An 18,861-nucleotide genomic window follows, 5' to 3' on the forward strand; every position below is an offset into this window, starting at 1 on the left:
CACCCCCTTATCTAAACGATTGGAGGGTATTAAAAATAGACTAATCAACGTGACCACGGCGACAACCTGCCTGAGCGGACACTTAGCCCGTCATGTCGACACACTTCGGAAATAATATGAGCAGAACCAAAGCCGTCGAACCCAGCTTCATGGATCTCATCGCGGTAAAAGAAGCCCAAGCATCAAAACTGAGCTCGGGTGCCGAAGGAAAGATCACCTACCAACTCGCCCTTTCAACCGACAGAAAACACGTGTTCATTGCGCTGGTTGACAGCGGCAGTCAAGGCTACTTCAGCCGCGAATGGATCAACACCGATGCCATCCTCGAAATACTGGAAGGCCTAGGTCAACGGGCAGAGGCGTTTCCCAGCAAAGTACTTCTCCCCGTGTTTGTCGGACGCTCCAGCAATAATGCTCCATTCCTTGCTGCCTCCCTGCTAGCTGAAAAGCTACTGGGAAGAGATGGAAAGCTTGAATCCAAATTGCGTGTGATTGGCGACGCTAGCAGCTGGAAAAAAGCTGTGCTGGCACTCAAAGGCAAGCCCATGCGGGTTCGGCTCGATGGTAAACCGATCCCGTCGACATTGCAGGCAAGCAACTCATCGTCGGAGCCAAACACAGAGCAAGGGAAAACCCAGGAGACAGAGCATGCTGCTGATTCGTCAGAGTGAAGCTACTGCCCAAATCCTCGACATTGATATGCGCCAATGGGTGGAGAACCAGTTCCGGGTTCTACAAGGTTACGGCACGCAGTGGCAACCCGATGAACTCGGCTGGTTTGCCGTCTGGGGCGAAGGCGATGATCCCTACGACAAAGGGCTATTCCTTGGCGTTAGAAGCTTCCTGCACAGTCCCTATGATCCGGTAGCCTCATTTGAAATTGTCGAGGACCACGGTCACTTCTATACCGCTGTCATCCTCCTGTCTGACCTGCTCTCGGTGGAGGTACTGATTCCGAAAGGACTCAATCTTCAATCAGAGATGAGCACGCGACTCGCGCAATGGGGCTCGCATTGACCGGCAGCACCACCGAAAGCACCGGAAATGAACCGGAGCGGCGGGCGCAATCAACAACCTCTCGTTAACCAACTCATCAACCCAACCCTACCGACCACTGATGACTGCCCTGGCTCAGCTTTCTGAGCTGACTCAGGGATAGTCCAAACGCGTGTCAAAAAAGGTGCCCTATGAGCAAGCTCATCCGCCTTTCCAAGCGTGTGATTGATGCACTGCCACCACAACCCACCGACGCCAAAGCCAGGGAGAGCGAGTATTCCGACACTGAGGTTTCAGGCCTGAAACTGCTGATCAACAAACAAGGTCGCAAGTTCTTCTATCTGCGCTACCGACATGCCGGGCGACAGCGAAGCATGAAGCTGGGGAATTATGGAGAGCTGGAGGTCGCCGATGCCCGCTTGCTCGCGCTCAAACACAGGGCGCAGCTTTCAAACGGCATTGATCCACAAGAAACCATTCTCGAATCAGGAATGACCTTTCGCCGCTTCATCGATGATCACTACCTGCCCCATGCCTACGCCAGCAAACGCAGTGCAAACAGTGATGATTCGAAGTTCAAAACGCACCTCTTTGAAATGTTTGGTGCTCGACCACTGGCCTCCATCAACCGACAGGAGATCCAACGCTACCACGACGAATTGATCAGCCGCAGAGCCCCGGCCACCGCCAACCGACACCTCGCCCTTTTGAAGCGGAGTTTCAACCTCGCCATCTTATGGGGCTACCTCGACACCAACCCGGCGACGGGTATTCGCATGCACACCGAGAACAACCAATCCCAGCGCTTTCTCAGCATCGATGAGGCCAAGCGGCTGTGGGCGGTCCTCAGCACCGAGCAAAACCAGATTGCGGCAAAAGCCATCAAGCTAATGCTGCTCACTGGTGTACGGCGCGAAGAAGCCTTACAGGCGCGATGGGAGGATATTGATCAAGAGCGGCTGCTGTGGAACCTGCCCATCACCAAGAGCGGGCGGCAACGCTTTGTGATGCTCAGCGAACCGGCATTGGCCGTCATCAACGAATTGCCCGGAAGAAGTTGCGGCCATTATCTCTTCCCCGGTGCTAAACCCGGCAAGCCACTCAACAACGCCCGTAAATGCTTTCAGCGAGCGTTGAAAGTCGCCGGACTCGTTCACCTACGCATTCACGATCTGCGCCACACCTTCGCCTCGTTGGCCATTAACAACGGGGCAAGCCTGTATGAAGTCCAGCACCTGCTGGGACACGCCAGCAACAAAACCACCCAGCGGTATGCACACCTCGCTTCCGAGAACCTGCGGGTGGCATCCAATCGGGTCAGTGACCTCGTGACAGCAACCATCTAGTCAATGCCCGACACCCCCTGTCGGGCGACCTCGTCATGCTTTCAACACCGCGACAATCAACCTTTCTTCAGGAGTTAACCATGCGAAAAATCGTTCTTGCTGCCGCCGTCATCACCTCGCTGCTGTCAATTAGCGTTCAGTCCCACGCCAGTAGCCTGGTGTCACTGTCGGGCATGCAGTACTTCGCCAAAAACTGCGAAAAGAAAGGCGGTACAAGCTACGTCAGCAACGACCAAGGCCGATCGATGCAACCTTATAGTTACCGAGATATCGCCTCCACCTTGAAACACTCAAAAACCACCGCCCTACTGGAAGCGAGCATGAATGGGCAACGCGCCACAGAAGCGGACCTGGACAAATACTTGGCGAAAAACGAACAAGCAGAAGCCAACAAGATGGAAAGCATCGGCACCTTGCGATGCCAGCGTTGAAGTCACCAAGGACATGACCTCATAGCAGGGATTGAAAAGGCTCAGCAATTGCTGGGCTTTTTTATTTTTGATTCAAACGTCACGCGGTGCGTGCGGTATTGCCTGCCCGTGGAAAGCTTTTTTTTGCCGCAATGTCAGCCCACCCGGTGCAATCACAACAGTGCTTACCTCGTACGGGCGATGTCGTGAAAATCGGACTCGACACGCCCTGTCGAGCACTGACAGGACAATGATTTTCCAACGACAAGATCCTTTCCGAAATGGCCGAGCACGACACGTTAGCCCAACGCTTGGGCATTATCTTGACCAAGCTCAATAGCGGACAACGCTTGTCCATCAGCAGTTTGGCGGAAGAGTTCAACGTCTCCGAGCGCACCATCCAACGGGATTTAAACGTCCGGTTGGCGTATCTGCCGTTGCAGCGTGAAGGGCAACACTACTCACTGGACCCGACCTATTTGGGTCGCTCGAACACCTCGGCATTATTTCGCCTGTGTGAGCAGGTCGGTGCCACAGCGTTGTTCCCTGACAATCACCCTGCGCTACTCAGTCAATGGTTGGCGCCGACCGCCTTGCCAGTGTTCCTCCTGTCTGGTTTTAACCAGGACAAAGAGACTGCGCACTATCACCACTTAAAGCCACTGGCCAAAGCGATCACCAACGGTTGCCATACCGCCATCCAACGACAGGGAGGGCTCGCCACGGTAGTCATTGCGCCCTACCTGCTCATCAACCACAAAGGTCACTGGCAACTTGCCGGGATCAGCAATGACGCCCTTATCATTGAGCCAGTTGCCAACATGACTCACGTCGAAGAGTTGGCTGAGACGTTCACGCAGCAAAACGGCGTTATCGCTCAGCTAAAACGCATGGTGGCAGACGAATCGATGCCGGTGATCGAGGTGATTCTCAAGGCTGCCGCATGCATCGCTCACAATTTCCTGCACCGCATCGTTCTACCCCAACAGGTCATGCTTAAGGAACTCGATGACGGTAGCTTGCTGCTTTCAAGCCATGTGATTGATGTGATGCAACTACTCCCGACAATAAAAGCCTACCTGCCGCATTTGCTGGTGATCAGCCCCGCCACGTTGCAAGCTCAACTGAAACGCGATGTAAAAACCCTGCTCAGCCAGTTGTGAGCCAGAAAAAAGATTGGAGCAATCACCCCTGACGGCTTGAACTTCGCCTCAGGGTAGAGTGTTCGTCGAGTTGACTATCGTCGAACTCGAAAAAGTGAATGGACTACGACATTGCACTTCACTTGCCCACCCGTTTGCATTCGGCATGACTAGTCATTGGCATTCGATCTGACTATCGATTGCATCGGATTTGATCAGCACACTTCGTTACCATGACCGGCAGAGAACGACCCTCAGCTGCCGGTCAGCGGCGACAGAATTTGGCCAATAGCCGCCGCTTGTAACAGTTTATTTATGGCCAGAAGCGCTGACTCACGTGAGGCGAACAAAAAATTTTTACAAAGCCTTATGCCTTTGCTCGGACTGATTTCATTTGAGAAAGCAAGGCTATTTCTAGCTGGAAATTAATTTGTAAGTGCAATGCCATAAACCGATCTGACCTGATGGTCGTACTTTGGACAGCTAGACCGAGCCAATAAGCGTTGTACATAGGCATCATAGAACCCACCATCAGGGCTTAATATTTTCAACGTAATAGTCGTTAGTGGCTCTACAGCCTGTTCAATCTGAGCGATAAAATTTGTAGATTGATCGGCAAGTAAAGTCAACCTAGCAGGATTTCGGTCATTGTCTAATATCAAACGGTCTGCCGATTTTATAAGATTTCTGGCCCTAGCGAATTGACGCTGAGACTTACGGTGTGTTTCCAGGAACTGGTAGTCAATAGGAATCAAACGTAGTTGGTCCAAGGCATCACCCCATGGATAATTGATGATTCCTTGGTTTCGATGCTGTGCTGTAACTAACTCGTGCCATCTCGACCCACTATCTGTGACCAACACCGAGCCAGTAACTTGTGCCATGAACAGTGCCATTTCATAGTTCGGCCCCATTTTAGACTGGATGAACTGACCGCCATTACCAGCGTTCATCTGTTGCAACATCATCAGTGGCGAGGCCTCTGCATTGTTTTCTAATTCGGTAATAGCCTTTGCTGCCTCTTCTTCAGACAGCCGAAATTGCTGAACTAGTGTTCGCACTTTTACGTTTTTAGGCATCATTGCCATTGTATTTAACAAGTCCTCAATAAACAACCTATAGTGTAATAGACGATCTTGTTCGCAAGGTATGTCTCTTGTGCGAGTTCTAGATCGCGTCCTAGCCATTTCCATCATGGCGCTCATCAGATCGAGGTCAAATTCAACGGGGTTAGGAATAATATTTACCAATCCGAGACCGATAAATGGTTCCATTTCAAGCATAAACAGAAAATCCTTTAATGCCTGATACTTGAATTTTTCTGGCGATTTAACTGGACTGAACTCTGGTTTGAGGTTGTTAGGATTTATTATAGGCGATTCTATCAAGAGCTCATCAAATACAGATGCCATAGGCACCGCATGTGCGCTAATAACTCGAACATCTAATGGTCCGGTATAAAGCCCTCGAAATTCCCCATCTGACTTAGGTAGTAACGAGTAAATATCAGTATCACGAGGCCATAAAATGGAATAAAAGTCATAAATTTCTGATATTTGGTTGTCAGATAGTTCACGTCTGACGTCCAACCATATTTTACCACTGTCGAGACCAAGGACGCTGCGAATACAGTTGCAAAATGCCAGATTTCGCTCTCGAATACTTGCTACGCCCCAAGTGGTTCGAAGATCAATAGGGATGTTTCGACAGCAATTCTTATATTTGCTTCCACTGCCGCAACCGCAAAGATCGTTACGTCCAACCTGAGTCTCATCAATATTTTTATTTAGATATTCACTTTGTGGTTCTGTTCGACCAAACGCATCCTGATAGTGAAAGGCGCCATTTTCAAACTGGGCATACATCTCACCACCAAATCTGTGGATTTGATTCGTTGGCGGTAATAGAATTTTCTGTATATCAGCCCAGTTGCCAGTCACGCGGTTTTCAGGGTAAAGCCATTCCTCTTTACCAGCAGCTACACATGATTGGGCTCTACTCTTGATGACGTGGTTAATTTGGTTAACCTCATCTGCCGTCAGCTTGCGAGAGTTAATAAACTCAATCGTATTGACCATGCTTTGACGAACACGGATGGCATTAGTTCGTTGCTCAAGTGGATTAACGTTGTCAGGGTCTCGAGCATATTCAAGGTTCGTTAAAATCAAGCAGCGATTCTTGTTTAGCGGAAATATTGTCTGTGACCCCTTTAATGAAACATCCGGATCATTGGGGTAATTGCACAATTCTGATGTGGGAGGACATGCATGGTTATAAATGGTGATGGGGTGGTCGGAAACGATAAATTTAACATCAGAATTTTCGGCAGACACTAGCTCTCGGACGCCTTCAGCCCACAAGGTGCAATGTATTGAACGTAAAGATTGCATCTCCATCATTAGTTGCATCTGGCTCAGTTCTGGATATTTGCTCTTGATCCAGTCCAAACCTTTCGGGGTACGTAGTTTTTGCGCATCAAGATAGATGAAAAAATCCTGAAAATTGTTATGCCATTGCGATTGGTCATCACACAGAAATGCTCGAACAGCCTTGGACCCATTATCATCAATAGGGCCAAAAAGTTTCCGCTCAATGTCGTCATTAACATCGGCTCCGAAGAATGTCGAATAGAGGTCTGTTCTATAGAGTTTCTGAGCGGGTGTGTGCCACCTCTTTGAGTCTACAGTCTTGGCTTCACCATTCTTCAACTGTATGTCTCGGCGCGTTAGATAGCAGAGCTGGTTGTCTCGCGCATCCATAAAACCTTCTTGATACCATTGCGCTACAAAATGATTATCCCTAGTTTTGTTCATTACAGTCGCCGTAAAATATCAAGTGGTTTTATGTATTCGGTTAGCGCATGGCAATTTGAGATAACCTCTGGCGCGTCGCTGCCGGAAGCTATGTTCTCAATCGCTCCTCCTATTGAGTGAGCCAGCTGAGCATGATGACCTCCCTCAAAGTGTTTGCTTTATGCTAGCAGTACGTCGACGCGGCGGTGGAGAAGTGGACAAAAATTCGCCTTAACATCCTGAGTTGCTTCGTCTTAAGTACTTGCTTTTTGGTCGTTGGTTGGCTTTCGCGAAAGGCAGCTTTTGGCCGCTGTCTGCCGGTCGTCACTACGGTGTATGTTGGTCAAGTTGAATGCAAACGGTTGCTTAGCACGAATACAATTGACTGGTCAGTGGCAACGCAAATGGGTGGTCAAGTCCATGCAATTACGCAGTGGGACGAGGTGACCTGCGGTATCCTAGCTGCCGTTCGCCCGTTGCCGATTCATCATCGGCGCAGGGGCAGTTCTGCACCGGGCGAACACTTCAGTGACTAACCAGTCTTTCAAAAACACAAAAGCCCCACGTCTTCCTAGGAGAACGCAGGGCTTAGTGCCGAGTGGGTGAACGGTCGCAGGCCGGAGGGACGATTCAGGTCAAATCGATCTGGGCAAAGCCATCACGTTTCAACCAATTCAATTGCCTCGAAGCGCTCCCGCTCCTCAGACCACTCGATACGATGTTCCAGCAACCATTCGGTTTTGAGGTGGTAGTACGGCTCCTTACCTACCGTATGACGCCCGGCATCCGCACGAACAAGAAGACCATCTTCCTTGAACCGCTTACTGATCGTTTCAACTTGATTGCGCCCCGGAAAAATTTCTTCCATAAAATCTTTGGCAATCATCAACGTGGGCATACCGCCGCTTTGATCTTTGTGACGATACAACGGCAACCCGGACTTTGGTGTGGAGTACGGAATGCGCTTTTGCGAACATAGAGCATCGGCCAGAACATACAGATGATTCCAGCGAGTGGTGACCCAGCGATGAGCACACACCAGCACCCCATTAAAGAGGTCATCCGAATCCACATATTGTTCGCTGAATACGCCATTTCGCAAAGCCACTTCCCCCGCCAGCCCTGCCAGCGCAAATCGCCATAAAACCCGATCCGGGCCATCTTGGCTGACGTAACGAGGCAATGCGTCAGCGAGTTCCCTGTGCCTGTTGGCAAGCTCAAGCTCCCAACTTGGGCTTTTCATTTCAGCTAAAAGAGCTCGGACAAACGCCGGGGCCACCGTACCGTACTGCTGCGGAATAGCTACAGATAGTGCTTTCTTGATGTCGTCCGGCAGGAAAGCGAAATCGTCGGTATCTTCCCCTTCAAAGCTGACATCGCCACCTCCGACATTAATATCCACACCCCGATCAAAAATGCCCTGCTTGGCGTTACGGCTGACCAACGACATTATTGATACTTCCCCGGTTGTCAGGACGAACAACGTTTTAGGTGGCGACTCTAGTACATCCCCATTGCCGCTAAGCTTCGTACGGCCACTGCCGTTACCCGTGTCATAGACGTAATTGTCGAGGTCGCCGTAGGTGTTGCTACCAATTTCATCAATCAAAAATGGGCCGACCGACGTTTGTTGGCCTTTTGCCTGAAGTGCTCGTTGTGTTGAACCAAAAGTCTCAATCATAGGCTTGCCCACCTGACCGGGTTTACTTTGCCCTGGTGCACCGGTATTGCCATACAGGCTAGCCACTGTAGATAACAACAAGGTCTTGCCCCGACCTGCTCCGCCGAAGAAGTTGATTACGGAAGATGACAATCCAGGCACTAAATCGATCATCAACGCTGCTATTCCGAGCTGTATAGCCCCAAGAAGCGTAAGGTTCCGACTGACAGGGGCCAGAACAGCGTCATTCCACCCACCGAGTGTTCCGATCTGCGAAAGCCTCGGTGCCACGATATCCATGTGAAACCGATCAGGGTCAACCCCAGGAGCCAGGAGCAGCTCCTGACCACAAGCACAGCCCTCAATTTCCCCGTCCTCACCTCGAATCCATCCCTCAGTTCGTATCCAAACTTGAGTGTCGATGTGATCAAAAGCATCTCGAAGGAGTTCTTTAACAAGAGCCCCCAACAATTTGCGGTCAACAACACTCGGGGTCACAGAAAGTACCAAGTCCGTTAACTTCTTGGCATCTTGAAGATCGGTATTGGGGATAACGGCCGATATCACGCCATATTTCATCCCTGAACGGCTCAGAATGTTAATACGCGTAAAGAAGTGCTTCGTAACTGGATCCCGTAATACTTTATCGATCCAAATACACGGTGCAACATCCTGAACGTCTTGCTTTTTACGTAATCGGACTTTTTCTAGCGAAAAATCAAAACCCTTGAGCTGACTATGTCCGTACATCGCCTCAATCAAGGCCATTCCGGAAGCCTCAATGATCCCCAGAAAATTAAAGGGATGAATGAGAGGTTCCACACCGCTTTCAGGAACCGACCACTGACCATAATTTAAATCTGCGTCAGCTAACGCATAGTCAATATTTATCCTAATCACTGCCAACGACTGTTTCAAAAACACCAGTAATTTATTGTCATCAATGGCGCTCTTAGAAAATGGCAGAAATAGTTCAGTACTAGTTTGAAAATACAAACAATGCTTTTTCAACTCCGGCAGAAGCCCTGTGTAATCCCGATGCGTTTTTGACAGCGAAAAAATTACCGAGCTTTCATTGAACTCAATACTTTTTACAGCCGTGAGTGAGCCTCGTTCGCCATCAAGCGCTTTTCCTCCGGCACGAATCACTGCATCAATGACATCCGCATTCAGTGAGTCATTCGAAAAAAACTTGCTCATTTCGCACCCCCTGCACGGAAGGCAAGGGCACTTGATACACGGCAACTGGCCTTCAACAAATCTGAAGACGCCAAGGCGGAATAACGCTCAGTCATTCTGATGGAGGAATGGCCCAACAGCCCTTGCACGGTGTACAGCGGGATACCATCCTTGACACAGGCCGAGGCAAAAATATGACGCAAATCATGAAAGCGCAACGACAAGGGGAGTCCTGCTGCCCGACACGCTTTTTTCCACGGGCGCACTGGCCGGGTCATGTGCGACGGCCCAAATGACGAAGGAAACAGCCAGCCACCTGCGGGAAAGTCAGCGGTAACCTCGGCAAGCCTATCAAGCACCTCAACGCATTCTTCGCTGATGGGCACGTGCCTGACCCGACCGCTTTTGGTCGTCCTCAAGGTGATTTGCTGAAGCGTGAAATCGACATCCGACCACGTCAGGGGTAGTGCCTCCCCCAAGCGCATCCCCGTTAGTAAAAGAAACTCCACGAGGCAGGACGTCCGAGGAAAACGGTCTTCCAGCCAGTTAACCGCTACGCCGAGGCGATCAATGAGTTCATTGTTGACCTCATACAGCTTAACCGGCACCTCGCGCTTCAGTTTTATGCTGCGGGTAGGATCTTTCTCGCAATAGTCGTGATCTACCGCAAACCGAAAGATGGAGCGCAGCATGGCTAAATAGCGGTTCTTCGTCGCATCACTTAGTGATGGGCGTAGTGATGCCAAAACGTCTTGAATATCCGCCAAGCTGATGGCTTTGATTGCTTTCGGGCCAAGAATTGGTTCAACAGCTGAATCGTAGCGTTTACGCTCACGCCCCATGCTGCGCTTGCCGCTATACTCGCCGGATTGTTCGTACTGTTCGAAGACCTCGGAAAGTGTCAAAGAAGCAGCGTTATAACCAGCCCCCTGAACTTCCAGCGCCTTGATGCGGGCCTGATTTAAAGTTAGGTCTTTAGACGTACCTAACGTTGTGCGTCGGCGCCCTTTGGTCGTCCCGCGCAGACTGTAAGTAAAACTATTGGTGCTTGGATAGTTAGTTACAATCAAGTTTTTTACAACAGGATCTCTTCTTTCGTGCTGTTTTGCTGGCTTTGAAATAGGCATGGTGATTACTTACAGAAAACTGTGGAGAATTTGATTTCATGTTTTATGTACCTAGTAGAGAGTCGAAACTCATATGCTCGATGGAGCTTTAGTAAAATAATACGCACCCTAAGGTGATTCCGCTATTAAGCCCCCCGAGGTGGCCGCTGAATCCAATACTATCGGCCCATGTTTTATTCGCAAGAGGTATTTTTTCGTACACATTTTCAGCCGGCACACGACAATCTTTGTTTGCGGGATTGAAAAATCGTTATCCAAAGGAGTTATAGGGAAAAGCCTGCTCTTCAAGAAGATCTCCTATAACTCCTGAGCAAATCGAGATCAACCCATTTGGTCCAGGAGTTATAGGCGTAAGTGTAGCGACCAACACACAAAACCAATTCGGAATAACTATCAGAAACCACAAACCAATTGGAAATATTCATAGCTGGTGTTTTTTTGGATTCTCTTTATGCTCTAGATCACGCGGTATGCGCTGTGCCTGTTGCCCCGTACCATATCTACGACGCCAAGGAAGAACCGTTGAATAATCTGTTCATGTACGCCCCAAAGGAGCTCAGCACGGATGCTTTCTTAGCGTGGTTTTTCAAGGAGCTGGAGGTCAACCCTGATATAGCGGGTTACCGTTCTCAGGTATTCCACGCTTTAGGGCTCATCGCAGAAGGCGAGATACCCGTAAAAATCGAGCCTGAACTCCAATCTGGTAATGTCGATTTACTCCTGACCTTTGAAGTAAATTGCGTGCCTCGCGCCATCCTGTTTGAGAACAAAACCTCATCGACCTTTCATTCTGATCAACTCAGCCGCTACCGGAAACGCTTCCCGAATTGCGACAAGTACGTCTACTTTAAAATCGGCTACGTCGACACCTGGGAGCGGCAGAATCTACAGGGCTATCAACTGATATCCGCCCATGATTTCCATCAAGCAGTTAGCTTTTTAGCGCCCTACCACCCAATCATCGATCAGTACTGCGCGTTCCTGAAAGACGCCTGGATTTCTAAGGAAGAACAGGTCTTCCAGCGCTTAGCCATCTCCTGCCCCACCGCATTTCAAAGCGCCATAGGTCAACGGCACCTCATTGGAGAGCTGTACGACCAGCTGAAGCACAGTGACCCTTTTTTGAAATTCAAGAAAGGCGTCAACATGAACGGTACACCTTGGACTCAGCTGGATATCTGTCGGCGTGAAGGCTACTACGAAGGGAAAAACGAAACATTATTTTGGAGAGTCGACTCCCGAGCGGGGAGGACCTACCTACGGGTCAACCAGTACGCGGCTATTCCCAAGGACCGGCCTGAGATTGCCGCTCGTAAAAAGCAACGCCTACTGGCTTTGCGCGAGCTAGCGTCCAACATCAGTGCGGATTACGATCTGAAACCGGGGAAGCTTTCGAACAAGGGCGTGAGAGAAAGCGAAGTCATCATTTTCTTCTTTGACGAAAACCCATATTTCCAGTTCAAAGAGCATCTCGCAGAAATCTCCACAAAGCTTCAATCCCGTTACTACTCGCTTGAATAGCAATATGATCGAGGACCTGATAGGTCGCATTCAAAATCATCGCTAATGATGCATATTATTATGTTTTTCAATGTTACTGGAAGAAGCTAGAATAGCTTTAAGCCACTACACATAAAATACAGGAAAATCATGTCACGCATAAATTCCTTTGGCATTCGCGACCTGCGAAGTTTTGGCAGTGAACGCAACCTTATCCCACTTAAAACAGTAAACATCCTCGTAGGCCGAAACAGCTGCGGCAAAAGTACTTTTCTTCGAACGTTTCCTCTTCTACGTCAATCGATTGAAGCGAATACACGCTCACCAATACTATGGTATGGCCGATTTGCAGATTTTGGTGACTTCCATACAGCCCTCCGCCAAAATGCGAACAGCATATCTTTTGATTTCGATATCTCACTAGATTTTGCCAGTGATGACTGGGAAAACGCAGATGAATTTTTAGTCGAAGTAGAGACTACTCCACCCGTTCCGTTTCGACCTAAAATCAAGTCCAGCACAGAGTTTAATGCCGAAATTTCACTCACATTAAAAAAAGACGCCGACGAACTAGTAGAAAATACGCTAGATCTTAAAACAAGAAACATATCAGTACAAATGGTATATTCTGAAACCAATGTTAGCAGCTTTACGATTAGCTGCAACGAAACAGGCATCAGTGAAAGCTTTTCCTTAAAGAAGGTCACCATTAATGGAGCACTTATTCCGTTAAGAGTTGTAGGCTGGCGTTCAATGACAGTAAACGAAGAAAAGCTTTTCTTAGCTTTCGATCGCCTCAAGACTGAAGGATATAGCAGGCTCGCAACTTACCTGAAAAAATTCCACCATCACTCGAAAAAAGTGACCAACATAAGACAGGAACTTCTCAAATTACCATTGAGCCACAGCGAAACACTTTATGAAAACCTATCAATATTATTCCAACAGGATAAGGTATTCATAAAAAACCTAGAAAAACACGAGCAGGAAATTCTCGCAACCGTTTTTCTCTATCTAACTGCGATTAACACGACGAAATTTCTTCGAGCGACCGATGCTTTATTCAAAGATTATTTTAGCGGGGTTCGTTACTCCGGGCCTTTGCGAGCCGCAGGGGAAAGGTTTTATCGATATCAAGATTTAGAGATTGATGAAGTAGACCATACGGGAGCGAATCTTCCGATGGTAATCAACTCAATGTCAGAAGAAAACCAGAAAAGCCTTGGCGCTTGGATTGCAGAGCAATTCGGCTTCGAGTTACGCTTATTTAAACAGGGCCTTCACTACGAGCTATTAATAAAGGAGAGTACTGATAAAGAGTTTCACAACGTAAGCGACATGGGGTTTGGATACTCTCAAATACTGCCTGTAATCGTATCTATTTGGCTGGAATTAGTACCCAAAAAAGGCAAAAGAAAACCATCAAACATCCACAAGCGAAATATTTGGCCAAGAGTATTGGTGCTTGAGCAACCCGAACTACACTTGCACCCTGCGCTTCAATATAAATTTGGAACCGCAATTGCAAAAGTCGCCTCATTAGCCACAAAACATAGCAACTTTTTATTTGTCATCGAAACTCATAGCAAACACTTGATTGACGCATTAGGCCAAAGCATTAGAGACGACAAAATTTCGGAAACAAAAGTCAATATCGTATTATTTGACAAGAATGAAAGCGGCATGACAGAAACCAACCTAGCTGGATTTGACGAGGATGGATACTTGGTTGATTGGCCTATCGGCTTTCTGTCGGTGCAATCATGATACTAGTTATCGAAGCACTCCCAGATCTTTCCGTAGACAAGCTGATAAAACTTTCAGCCATTGACAACATATTAAAGGCACACGGTGAAGGAAAGCACTTTTTATGGATGCCCTACGAACTCGTTATTAGCTATTTAGCGATAAAAGAGCTTAGCTACTATTCGAAAAGAGTTCTTGACGACTTGCAAAGCCAAGTGAATGAAACCAAATCCTTGCTAAACAAACTTGAGCTATATGTAAATATCAAATTTGATGACAAATTCAAATTAAATTACCTTTCCGGCACATGGCATGTTGGCTATGGCCACTTTCGGGATAGCGAATCACTACAACTGCCAATTTTATTAACGGAGAACGACGATGATGGAGAAGTATTTATCTATGGTGCTAAAGCGTACATTGCTAAATTGAAATTAGGTGCATGCGACATAAAACTTGAAACAGCTTCAGGAGGAGGTGATACCACTCACAAAATGTTTGAAAAGTTGAACCTAAAGTCCACTCGTTTTTTTGCATGTATCGTCGACAGCGACAAAGACCACCCTAAAGCTAAATTAGGCAGCACAGCAAAAAAATTTAAAAAAACACAAGTTGGTTACTTAGAAAAAAGATATTTCGAAGTTTTGGAGTGCCATGAAATCGAAAATATCTTACCTTTTTCGTTGGTTAGGGAGGTAGCAGGAGCAGAATGCAAGTCTTCTCTAATTTTCAGCAACTCTAAATATCACGAACTCAGAAAATATCCCGACCATAAAAATGGGCTTTCCGTAGGAGAGGCGTTGAAAGCTGATAAATCCTATCGTGGCGCATATTGGAGTCAATTTAGCAAACACAATGAAAATGAAGTAATTTGCCCAGGGTTTGGTGAGAATTTATTATCTAGTTGCTTAACATATCTTGCCTCAAAAAGTTCAAGGTCAATTTCAGAGATGATTGACGAGCGATTAGACAGTGAGTGGCTTCGCGTCACAAAAATCGTCGCCCAATGGGGCGTGAGCACGAGACGAGTAATAAACTGAACCGCTACTCACCCTAGAAATGGATCCTCTGGTTTTCCCACTCTCGCTCACCTCATTAGGTGGGGTTGGTAAAGGTTGATATAAATTAGACGACTAAAAATTCTCGTACTCAAATGTCACGCGGTACGCGCGGTGCGTCAAAAACCAGCCCTAATCCACCTCCAGACTCCGGTACTCCTCCGGTACGTCCGGAAGGTTTTGGGGCATCTGGCCCGTTTCTGGCCGGGTGTGACGACGGCATATTTGAGATAGAGCAAAGGATAACCAGCGATTTCTCAAATCAGGAAGGAGGTTCACAGGTTTTGAAAATCCCCGTGTCGGCGGTTCGATTCCGTCTCTGGGCACCACATTCAGCTTTGATGTGGTGTTTACACCACCGCAAAGCAAACAAAAAACCCGCCCAGTGCGGGTTTTTTGTTGGGCGCGATTTAGTGCCGCCTCACCCTGCTGCGCGACCCAGGGAGCCAAAACTGCACATAGACCTGCATAAGAACGCGCGCCCCGAATAAAAAACAATGAACTCACCCAAGCCGAGTTCTTTCGTTTCGTGCAGGACACGCGTCCTGCACACAAAAGCGCTTGCGAAGAGAAGCTCAATGAGCGGCTGGAAGCGTTTTGCCAACACCCTCAAACACTGATGCCAAGCCCACGGCCTGCCCGGCTTCAAGCCCGATAATTGACCCAATCCACGATCCACGCTTGGTGATCCCCGAAAGCTGAGGTTCAATAACCGTCTTAGCCCGTACAGGACACGTTCATGGCAACGCCAAAGAAACAGCACAAGCACGCACAGCGGGCCAAAACCAAAGCCAAGCAAAACCGCATCGGCAAACCGGCCAAGGCCTCGGCGTCTGCGCTGATCGATAGCCCGTTCGATGACGTCAAAATCGACCTCAGCACGTTCGACTTTCAGGACATCAAAGACAACGGCTTCGAACCCGCCGATTTCGACGATCTGTTTCAGGCCATGAAGGCCGCCGAAGCCATCAGCCTGCAAGCCCTGTGCAGCGTGTTCCTGCAATACCCGGTGCTGGAGCTGGTGATCAGCGAAGAAGAGGAAGAAGACGCGACCGATTTCCTGATGGGCCTGCTCATTGCCTTCCGCATGAGCGAGCATGGCGATGACGAAGACAGCGCGCTGGCGTGGGTCGAAACCCCGGCCTTCCAGACCGCCTACGTTGAAGCCTCGCGCTTGCTGGCCGAACGCAGTGCGCGGAGCACGCACTGACGCACATCCGCAGCCAAGCCGTCAGCCGGGCGTTCTTCGAGCCTGCCGCTGACGGTTATCGGTTGGGCGGTTTTGAGTGGCGCCACGGGGTGCCCGCCCCCTCCCGCGCGGTGGTGATCATCAGCGCCGCCACATCGGTGCGCTGCACCTACTACGCCCGTTTTGCCGACTACCTCTTCAATCACGGGCTGGACGTGATGCTGTATGACTATCGCGGCATCGGCGTGTCCCGCAGCGGTTCATTGCGCGGGTTTAAAGCCTCGTGGTCGGACTGGGGCGTGCTGGACGCGCACGCGATCCTCATGCGCGCCCAGCGTGAATGCCCAGGCCAACCGATTGATATGGTCGGCCACAGTTTTGGCGGCTGCACCGTGGGGCTGGCGGCGGGTGCCTCACGAGTTCGGCGGTTAGTGACGGTGGGGGCGCAATTCGCTTATTGGCGCGATTACGCCGCCGCGCAACGCTGGCCCATGTTCGCCCGCTGGCACGTGGTCATGCCGCTGCTGACGCGGTTGTGCGGGTATTTCCCCGGCAAACGCCTGGGCTGGCTCGAAGACACCCCCGCTGGCGTGGTCAACGACTGGGCCGCCATGAACACGCGCTTTGAAAGGCTGCCCAGCGCACGCACGCTCCACACCCTGCCCTTCGCCTCTGTCACGGCCAACACCCTCGCCATCAGCCTCAGCGACGACCCTTTTGGCACCGTGGCGGCCACTGAGCGCTTGCTGCGTTATTTCAGCGCCAGCGAGCGCACACATTTACGGATAAACCCGGCAGACATCGGTGAAACCGCGATAGGTCATTTCGCGTTTTTCCATAGCCGGTATCAGCAAAGCTTGTGGCCGATTGCTTTGGGGTGGTTGTTAGACGGAGCACTTGCGCACGATACGGCCGGCACCTTCATCAACCGACCCTTGTAGTCGCTGCCGCAGGCTGCGATCGCGTCTGCCAGGGTCATCAGGAGCCGAGGCATTGCGCACAATACGGCCGAAACCTTCATCAACCGGCCCTTGTAGTCGCTGCCGCAGGCTGCGATCACGCCTGCCAGAGTCATCAAGAGTCGGGACATTGCGCACAATACGGCCGAAACCTTCATCAACCGGCCCTAGTAGTCGCTGCCGCAGGCTGCGATCACGCCTGCCAGAGTCATCAGGAGCCGAGGCATTGCGCACAATACGGCCGAAACCTTCATCAACCGGCCCTTGTAGTCGCTGCCGCAGGCTGCGATCACGCCTGCCAGAGTCATCAGGAGCCGAGGCATTGCGCACAATACGTGCCGAAACCTTCATCGACCGGCCCTTGTAGTCGCTGCCGCAGGCTGCGATCACGCCTGCCAGAGTCATCAAGAGTCGGGGCATTGCGCACAATACGGCCGGAACCTTCATCAACCGGCCCTTGTAGTCGCTGCCGCAGGCTGCGATCACGCCTGCCAGAGTCATCAAGAGTCGGGACATTGCGCACAATACGGCCGAAACCTTCATCAACCGGCCCTTGTAGTCGCTGCCGCAGGCTGCGATCACGCCTGCCAGAGTCATCAGGAGCCGAGGCATTGCGCACGATAAGGCCGAAACCTTCATCGACCGACCCTTGTAGTCGCTGCCGCAGGCTGCGATCGCGTCTGCCAGAGTCATCGGGGCATTGCGCACGATACGGCCGGAACCTTCATCAACCGGCCCTTGTAGTCGCTGCCGCAGGCTGCGATCGCGTCTGCCAGGGTCGTCGGGCGCCGAGGCACAAAGACCCTTCGGCTCTTATCGCAGCCTGCGGCAGCGACTACAACGTTCTAATTTGCCAAGTCAGGAACCAGGGATAAAGTCCGCAGCGTCACGGTCAATCCCGTGGCCGGGCGTAGGAACCCGATGCAAAGTTGGCGCGTAGCGCCCAAGACTGTACCTCTGGCGTTTTTTTATGCCCGAGATAACGCTCTATGGCAGCTGTGTGCGGGCAGACTTCGGTCTGGCCGGGTGCCAACTTTCCCGGTATTCCTACCCCGCACATGGCTGCCACCCAATCCCGTAGGAAGGACCGCGGCAGCTCTCACTGAAAAGTTGGAGAAATTCATGCCTCACCTCACCACCTCGCACGCCTTCCACGAAACCGGCCCGGCTCAGCAGCACCTTCTGCTGTTCAGTGTCACTGCCGATATCCCGGCCACCCATGCCCTGCACAGCGCCTGCGAGTTGTTGTCTGCCGCCACCCATACCCTTGACGCCGCCGCCACCGGCACGCTGTGCATCGACGCCCATCAAGCCTTTCTGTTGTGCCACGCCTTGCGCGCGGTCAAGGCCACTGTCGATGCACTGGGGCAAGATAACGCGCTGTAGACGGGCACGCCTGCCCAGCCACGGGCCAGGCATTTAAAAAAGCCTCGCAATCATGTGCCGCACACGCGGCCTTCGGGTGTGTGAACCCGCACGGTCGACGCAGGGCTGTTGCCCAGTTTGTCGGCGGGCCGACGCGGACGCGCCAGCAATTCGCCTGCGCAATTGGGGCAGCGCCCGCCCAACTTTAGCTCCGCGCACGCCGCGCAGAATGTGCATTCAAACGAACAGATCCGCGCGTTAACCGCGTCAGGCGGCAGGTCGCAATCACAGCACTCACAATTAGGCCGTAGTTCAAGCATGACGTTTCCTTTAAGCATGTGCGGCCCGTAAACAACCGCAGCCTGAAATGTGCCGTTGATCCTGCCGTGTGC

The 18,861-nt window shown here is 50.5% G+C and carries 16 protein-coding genes; 11 read left to right on the top strand and 5 right to left on the bottom strand.

What is annotated here, in order from left to right; all coding sequences use genetic code 11:
* Positions 1 to 116 precede the first annotated feature (116 nt).
* The 5 genes from ACP7A4_RS15050 (at position 117) to ACP7A4_RS15070 (ending at position 3,915) form a co-directional block, all read left to right on the top strand.
* Positions 117 to 671, top strand: a complete 555-nt coding sequence (locus tag ACP7A4_RS15050) for a hypothetical protein (protein WP_426247653.1) — start codon at positions 117 to 119, stop codon at positions 669 to 671.
* On the top strand, positions 649 to 1,017 hold the full coding sequence (locus tag ACP7A4_RS15055) for a hypothetical protein (protein WP_426247655.1): 369 nt from the start codon (positions 649 to 651) through the stop codon (positions 1,015 to 1,017). Before ACP7A4_RS15050 ends, ACP7A4_RS15055 begins: the two co-directional genes overlap by 23 nt.
* Before the next feature lie 170 nt (positions 1,018 to 1,187).
* Entirely contained in the window at positions 1,188 to 2,342 is a 1,155-nt protein-coding gene (locus tag ACP7A4_RS15060; protein ID WP_426247657.1) for a tyrosine-type recombinase/integrase, read from the top strand.
* Between the two features lie 80 nt (positions 2,343 to 2,422).
* Positions 2,423 to 2,773: a hypothetical protein gene (locus ACP7A4_RS15065; RefSeq protein ID WP_426247659.1), complete on the top strand. Its 351-nt coding sequence runs from the start codon at positions 2,423 to 2,425 to the stop codon at positions 2,771 to 2,773.
* Positions 2,774 to 3,033: 260 nt separating this feature from the next.
* Positions 3,034 to 3,915: a helix-turn-helix transcriptional regulator gene (locus ACP7A4_RS15070; protein ID WP_426247661.1), complete on the top strand. Its 882-nt coding sequence runs from the start codon at positions 3,034 to 3,036 to the stop codon at positions 3,913 to 3,915.
* Between the two features lie 404 nt (positions 3,916 to 4,319).
* Here the strand turns inward: ACP7A4_RS15070 and ACP7A4_RS15075 are convergent, their stop codons facing one another.
* The 3 genes from ACP7A4_RS15075 to ACP7A4_RS15085 form a co-directional block, all read right to left on the bottom strand.
* Positions 4,320 to 6,707, bottom strand: a complete 2,388-nt coding sequence (locus tag ACP7A4_RS15075; RefSeq protein WP_426247663.1) for a DUF4238 domain-containing protein — start codon at positions 6,705 to 6,707, stop codon at positions 4,320 to 4,322.
* A gap of 637 nt (positions 6,708 to 7,344) precedes the next feature.
* Entirely contained in the window at positions 7,345 to 9,546 is a 2,202-nt protein-coding gene (locus ACP7A4_RS15080; protein WP_426247665.1) for a DUF927 domain-containing protein, read from the bottom strand.
* Positions 9,543 to 10,652 (bottom strand): tyrosine-type recombinase/integrase, encoded by a 1,110-nt coding sequence (locus tag ACP7A4_RS15085; RefSeq protein WP_426247667.1) that lies wholly within the window; start codon positions 10,650 to 10,652, stop codon positions 9,543 to 9,545. The genes ACP7A4_RS15080 and ACP7A4_RS15085 overlap by 4 nt, the downstream gene beginning before the upstream one ends.
* 522 nt (positions 10,653 to 11,174) lie before the next feature.
* Between ACP7A4_RS15085 and ACP7A4_RS15090 the strand changes: the two genes are divergently transcribed.
* The 5 genes from ACP7A4_RS15090 to ACP7A4_RS15110 all read left to right on the top strand — a co-directional run bounded on the left by ACP7A4_RS15090 (position 11,175) and on the right by ACP7A4_RS15110 (position 17,086).
* Positions 11,175 to 12,173, top strand: a complete 999-nt coding sequence (locus ACP7A4_RS15090; protein WP_426247669.1) for a hypothetical protein — start codon at positions 11,175 to 11,177, stop codon at positions 12,171 to 12,173.
* Between the two features lie 129 nt (positions 12,174 to 12,302).
* Positions 12,303 to 13,919, top strand: a complete 1,617-nt coding sequence (locus tag ACP7A4_RS15095) for an AAA family ATPase (RefSeq protein ID WP_426247671.1) — start codon at positions 12,303 to 12,305, stop codon at positions 13,917 to 13,919.
* Positions 13,916 to 14,938 carry a hypothetical protein gene (locus tag ACP7A4_RS15100; protein WP_426247673.1) on the top strand — a complete coding sequence of 341 codons (1,023 nt, stop codon included), beginning with the start codon at positions 13,916 to 13,918 and terminating at the stop codon, positions 14,936 to 14,938. Before ACP7A4_RS15095 ends, ACP7A4_RS15100 begins: the two co-directional genes overlap by 4 nt.
* A 757-nt stretch (positions 14,939 to 15,695) precedes the next feature.
* Positions 15,696 to 16,166 carry a hypothetical protein gene (locus tag ACP7A4_RS15105; RefSeq protein WP_059761744.1) on the top strand — a complete coding sequence of 157 codons (471 nt, stop codon included), beginning with the start codon at positions 15,696 to 15,698 and terminating at the stop codon, positions 16,164 to 16,166.
* 5 nt (positions 16,167 to 16,171) lie between these two features.
* Positions 16,172 to 17,086: an alpha/beta fold hydrolase gene (locus ACP7A4_RS15110; RefSeq protein ID WP_426247741.1), complete on the top strand. Its 915-nt coding sequence runs from the start codon at positions 16,172 to 16,174 to the stop codon at positions 17,084 to 17,086.
* Here ACP7A4_RS15110 and ACP7A4_RS15115 read toward each other — a convergent pair.
* Positions 17,030 to 17,812, bottom strand: a complete 783-nt coding sequence (locus tag ACP7A4_RS15115) for a hypothetical protein (RefSeq protein ID WP_426247675.1) — start codon at positions 17,810 to 17,812, stop codon at positions 17,030 to 17,032. The genes ACP7A4_RS15110 and ACP7A4_RS15115 overlap by 57 nt on opposite strands.
* A 414-nt stretch (positions 17,813 to 18,226) precedes the next feature.
* Here ACP7A4_RS15115 and ACP7A4_RS15120 point away from each other — a divergent pair, with 414 nt between their 5' ends.
* On the top strand, positions 18,227 to 18,490 hold the full coding sequence (locus ACP7A4_RS15120) for a DUF3077 domain-containing protein (protein WP_203303146.1): 264 nt from the start codon (positions 18,227 to 18,229) through the stop codon (positions 18,488 to 18,490).
* Positions 18,491 to 18,540: 50 nt separating this feature from the next.
* Here ACP7A4_RS15120 and ACP7A4_RS15125 read toward each other — a convergent pair whose 3' ends face one another.
* Entirely contained in the window at positions 18,541 to 18,789 is a 249-nt protein-coding gene (locus ACP7A4_RS15125) for a DUF1272 domain-containing protein (protein ID WP_082706727.1), read from the bottom strand.
* Between the last annotated feature and the right edge of the window lie 72 nt (positions 18,790 to 18,861).

Source organism: Pseudomonas sp. TWR3-1-1, from assembly GCF_049896545.1.
Classification (GTDB): domain Bacteria; phylum Pseudomonadota; class Gammaproteobacteria; order Pseudomonadales; family Pseudomonadaceae; genus Aquipseudomonas; species Aquipseudomonas weihenstephanensis.

What these genes read in the sequence shown, in the direction of transcription:
- ACP7A4_RS15050 (WP_426247653.1), top strand. Translation starts at nt 117, where the DNA reads ATGAGCAGAACCAAAGCCGTCGAACCCAGCTTCATGGATCTCATCGCG.
- ACP7A4_RS15055 (WP_426247655.1), top strand. Translation starts at nt 649, where the DNA reads ATGCTGCTGATTCGTCAGAGTGAAGCTACTGCCCAAATCCTCGACATT.
- ACP7A4_RS15060 (WP_426247657.1), top strand. Translation starts at nt 1,188, where the DNA reads ATGAGCAAGCTCATCCGCCTTTCCAAGCGTGTGATTGATGCACTGCCA.
- ACP7A4_RS15065 (WP_426247659.1), top strand. Translation starts at nt 2,423, where the DNA reads ATGCGAAAAATCGTTCTTGCTGCCGCCGTCATCACCTCGCTGCTGTCA.
- ACP7A4_RS15070 (WP_426247661.1), top strand. Translation starts at nt 3,034, where the DNA reads ATGGCCGAGCACGACACGTTAGCCCAACGCTTGGGCATTATCTTGACC.
- ACP7A4_RS15075 (WP_426247663.1), bottom strand. Translation starts at nt 6,707, where the DNA reads ATGAACAAAACTAGGGATAATCATTTTGTAGCGCAATGGTATCAAGAA.
- ACP7A4_RS15080 (WP_426247665.1), bottom strand. Translation starts at nt 9,546, where the DNA reads ATGAGCAAGTTTTTTTCGAATGACTCACTGAATGCGGATGTCATTGAT.
- ACP7A4_RS15085 (WP_426247667.1), bottom strand. Translation starts at nt 10,652, where the DNA reads ATGCCTATTTCAAAGCCAGCAAAACAGCACGAAAGAAGAGATCCTGTT.
- ACP7A4_RS15095 (WP_426247671.1), top strand. Translation starts at nt 12,303, where the DNA reads ATGTCACGCATAAATTCCTTTGGCATTCGCGACCTGCGAAGTTTTGGC.
- ACP7A4_RS15100 (WP_426247673.1), top strand. Translation starts at nt 13,916, where the DNA reads ATGATACTAGTTATCGAAGCACTCCCAGATCTTTCCGTAGACAAGCTG.
- ACP7A4_RS15105 (WP_059761744.1), top strand. Translation starts at nt 15,696, where the DNA reads ATGGCAACGCCAAAGAAACAGCACAAGCACGCACAGCGGGCCAAAACC.
- ACP7A4_RS15120 (WP_203303146.1), top strand. Translation starts at nt 18,227, where the DNA reads ATGCCTCACCTCACCACCTCGCACGCCTTCCACGAAACCGGCCCGGCT.
- ACP7A4_RS15125 (WP_082706727.1), bottom strand. Translation starts at nt 18,789, where the DNA reads ATGCTTGAACTACGGCCTAATTGTGAGTGCTGTGATTGCGACCTGCCG.